This window comes from Alkaliphilus serpentinus, from assembly GCF_009017255.1.
GTDB classification, from domain to species: domain Bacteria; phylum Bacillota; class Clostridia; order Peptostreptococcales; family Natronincolaceae; genus Alkaliphilus_D; species Alkaliphilus_D serpentinus.
The window spans coordinates 1-3,762 of record NZ_WBZB01000031.1 but is presented as its reverse complement, the minus strand read 5'-3'; the positions used below and the strand labels follow the sequence as shown (position 1 = coordinate 3,762).

General features: G+C 34.4%; 5 protein-coding genes. 2 read left to right on the top strand and 3 right to left on the bottom strand.

Annotation, left to right across the window (positions count from 1 at the left end; genetic code table 11):
- Positions 1–283: 283 nt before the first annotated feature.
- Both F8153_RS09120 and F8153_RS09115 read left to right on the top strand, forming a co-directional pair.
- Entirely contained in the window at positions 284–652 is a 369-nt protein-coding gene (locus tag F8153_RS09120) for a type II toxin-antitoxin system RelE/ParE family toxin (protein WP_151866053.1), read from the top strand.
- A complete protein-coding gene (locus F8153_RS09115; protein ID WP_151866052.1) occupies positions 642–911 on the top strand; it encodes a helix-turn-helix transcriptional regulator in 270 nt (89 codons plus the stop codon). Before F8153_RS09120 ends, F8153_RS09115 begins: the two co-directional genes overlap by 11 nt.
- A 258-nt stretch (positions 912–1,169) precedes the next feature.
- On the opposite strand, the gene F8153_RS09110 is transcribed toward F8153_RS09115, so the two are convergent.
- From F8153_RS09110 to F8153_RS09100, 3 genes are all read right to left on the bottom strand, one after another.
- On the bottom strand, positions 1,170–1,589 hold the full coding sequence (locus tag F8153_RS09110) for a pyridoxamine 5'-phosphate oxidase family protein (protein ID WP_151866051.1): 420 nt from the start codon (positions 1,587–1,589) through the stop codon (positions 1,170–1,172).
- Between the two features lie 286 nt (positions 1,590–1,875).
- Positions 1,876–2,343, bottom strand: a complete 468-nt coding sequence (locus F8153_RS09105; protein ID WP_151866050.1) for an NUDIX hydrolase — start codon at positions 2,341–2,343, stop codon at positions 1,876–1,878.
- Between the two features lie 332 nt (positions 2,344–2,675).
- Positions 2,676–3,428: a hypothetical protein gene (locus F8153_RS09100; protein WP_151866049.1), complete on the bottom strand. Its 753-nt coding sequence runs from the start codon at positions 3,426–3,428 to the stop codon at positions 2,676–2,678.
- Between the last annotated feature and the right edge of the window lie 334 nt (positions 3,429–3,762).

The window sequence follows — 3,762 nt, the reverse complement described above, 5'->3', positions numbered from 1 at the left end:
AAGTTGGCAGAGCGATATTATTGATAATATTTCGCCTAACGTTTCCGTATTTACGACGTCCCTGAGCCGGACCCTAAAGATAGACTATCTTGGCGGTGCTTAGCTCCCGGTGAAGGTATGTGGTGCGCTGACGTATCCCTTGACACGTGACTGACAGCACCTCCCGTAAACACTGTGTTAGCTGATCGTAACCAAGTACAACCTCTAAAATAGCCGCTTCAAAATTTATTACACCTAATTGCTATTATAACATATATGTGATATAATATTCTCATAAACAGGGGTGATTAATTTGTATGAAGTAGAATATTATTCTGAAAAAGGTGAATATCCAGTCTATGATTTTATATCTACTCTATCCCCAAAAGAACAAGCCAAAATACTTAGGGAGATAGATTTGCTATCTGAATTTGGTTTAGCTCTCGGTATGCCCCACATTAAAAAAATCCAAGGTATAGATAGTTTATGGGAACTAAGAATAAAACATAGCAGTAATAATTTTAGGATTTTCTATTTTCATTTTGTAAAAGGTAAATTTGTTTTGCTTCATGCAATCAGAAAAACTACTGCTAAAACTCCAAAAAGTGATTTAAAAGTTGCTGCTAAAAGAATAGATGCCTACTTGAAAGGAAGTGAAAAAAATGAATCATGAAGAAGTTAAAAAGAAGCTTTTTCAATCCTCACAGGTGAAAAAAGAATATGATGACTTAAAAGTGCTTTTTGATATAAAAAAGGAAATTATTCAGTTGAGAATATCTCAAGGGCTAAGCCAAAAAGAATTAGCTGAAATAGTTGGAACTCAACAATCTGCAATATCACGATTAGAAAGTGGCCAATATAATCCAAGTATTGAATTTTTAAGTAAAATTGCACATGCTCTTGGAAAAGAACTTCAAATCAATTTTCACTAATTTACAGTGGCTTAGCTCCACTGTTTTTTATTTATAGGTTATGTCAGCTAACGTTCGCGTGTTGCCGATGTTCTTCAGCTCTTCATCACAAAATCACAGTCTCCTTTAAGCTGATGAATGTCGGAAACATATTGTTAGCTGATGTTGCCCATTGACCGTCTTAGACACACTTTAATACTTAAAATTACTCTAAATCAAATAATGTTCTTCATCTTCATCAATTATGATAATGCCTTTTAAGCTGTGTATCGGTTTCTATTATAATGTTCCACTTACCTCTTTCCAGTCAATCAACAGATTATAACGTTCTGTTTTGAATCGTAAGACACAATAATTAGGATCTTCTGGTCCACTGAAATGATTCGCAAGTCCGTCATACCACATTTTACTTTTCATATCAGCATCAGTCAGTATCTCAATTGTGCCTACTAGCGTAATATTATAATCCTTAGCATTGAAACAGATACTTGCATGGTTACATTTGTCAATTCTATTAGTTCTATTACCTCCATGACCTGTGCAGAAATAAATACAATTGATTCCATCAGCTTTTGATGCTGTTATTGTGGATGCTGTAGGATAACCATCTTTATCTATTAGTGCCAATACACAATAGGATGTTTCCCCCGTATTTCTTTCAATAATTTCTTCAGCCTTGTTAACAATCTCACGATTCATTTTATTCGTTCTCCTTTAACAGAAATTTAGATCATCTTTTTTAGAAATGGGCGATGTCAGCTAACGTTTTGGTATTCCTGACGTCGTTGAGCCGGACCTCTAAGATAGACCGTCCTGGCGGAACTTCGTTCCCGGTGAAGGGATGTGGTGCGCTGACCTTTCCCTCAAAACGTGCCTACCAGCACCTCCCGTAAATACAGTGTTATATGGAGTGGGTAGTTTATAATATTTGACTGACATTCATGTCTGTCTACCTTATCGTAAATTTCTTCATTAAAGATCTTTTTTAGAGATTCCCTTTTTGACTTCTTTCTAGAAACTCATATATTGTACCTTTTATTGTATAACTAAGGTTGGAAGGTATCCTATCTAAAGAAAAAAATCTTGCATCTCGACCTTCCTTTAAATCAACAGAAATTTTACCAATGTAATCCCTACACAAGTAAGTTGCAGTAACATTGTAAACCTCATTTCCATCTGGGTACTTGTAATATTGTTTTTCTCCTGAGTATATATTGAATAGTTTTAATTCTCCACATTTTAAGCCCACTTCTTCAAATACTTCTCTTCTTGCTGTTTCTTCAAGACTTTCACCCAACTCCATTGCCCCTCCAGGCAACCCCCACCAATCTCTATCTGTTCGATGATGCAATAATATTTCATTTTGCGAATTTATCAAAATAACATTTGCTCCACACATAATAATCGGTCTTGTACCTACAAATTTTCGCAAATCTCCTATATAATCTCCCAATCCAATCCCTCCATTTTTGCAATCCTATATAAATACTCTATTAATACTACTTTCAGTGTTCCTCATCTTTCAACTACCCATTTCATATAACGTTTTTGTATTTACGACGCCTTCGAGCTGGACCCTAAAGATAGACCGTCTTGGAGGTGCTTGTCACCCAGTGAGAAGGTGTGGTGCCTGATCCTACTTCACTATGGCTATGGATTAAGTTTCAGTGAACTTGCCTCCAGCACCCTTGCGTAAAAACATTGTTATCTGCTGTCCCACATCACAAATTTTCTATTCCAATACACCATTTAACATTCTTTATTGACTTATTTGATATAATTATTTTACAAAATTTTGCTAACTAGATGTAGTTTAGCATAGTTTTCTTCAGTACTAATAATTCCTTCATCCTTATACCCCTGCTCTTTAAACCATTTTAAGTTCCCATTTGGGAATACTCCTTGTTCGTCACTGATTGCAAGAATTCGTTTAAAACTGTTCGATAAATCTTTTTCTAATACTCTAAGGGGATATGCTTTATTATCATATAATGTATCCGATGATAAATAAGAACATGTTAAAAAAGCTGTATCACTATCTTTAGGTATATCATAGGGAACAAGAAACGTTGGAATATATTCCGCTCCTCCAATGATTTTATTACCTTTATAATGCAGATAACCTAAAAAATTACCATTTATCTTTGATAAAAATTCTCCTTTAGCAAAGCAAGCTTCAATACATTCAGTCATTGTGCAGCATTTATTTATTCCTGATATAGTCTTACCAGTAAGTTTCACTAGGTTTCCTGTAAATTCATTTCTTGGAATATCTACAATATATGGTTCTTCTTTTATTATTACTCCTTTACTTATATTATTGATGAGATTAATATTGATTGGGCTTCGCCATCGAATAAAGTCGTTAAATACAGTTAGTGAAGGGAAGTACATTTTCATCTTTTTTGCTAATTCTTGGTTGTCTGTAATATCGTGGAAATTAATATCAAACAAACTAGAATCCAATTTTTTTAGTAGTTCTAATGTCTCATAATTGATAGGACATTGATTGTCCCAATAGTAAAAATCGATTTTCATAGCAACCTCCTTTTTCTCTAGTTCGATTTATATGCCATAAAATTCTTCACTTGCATTATCAATTTTTTGAGTATATATATCCACAGTATCTTTAGGGATTGCAGATAACTCCCTCATCTACGACAGTCGGATATCCATCCAATTTGGATTTATATGCGACTTAATGTCGTATATGTAGCCAACTAGGAGTTATATCTGACGTTGTGTCGTATATATCGCTTGTGTATGTAGTATGAGGGCTTCTTTTCTATACTCTTCCTACAAGTTTGGTTATTCTCTCACTACCCAAACATACAGTGACTACTTTATTAGATGAACAAAAGCATTTCATGCG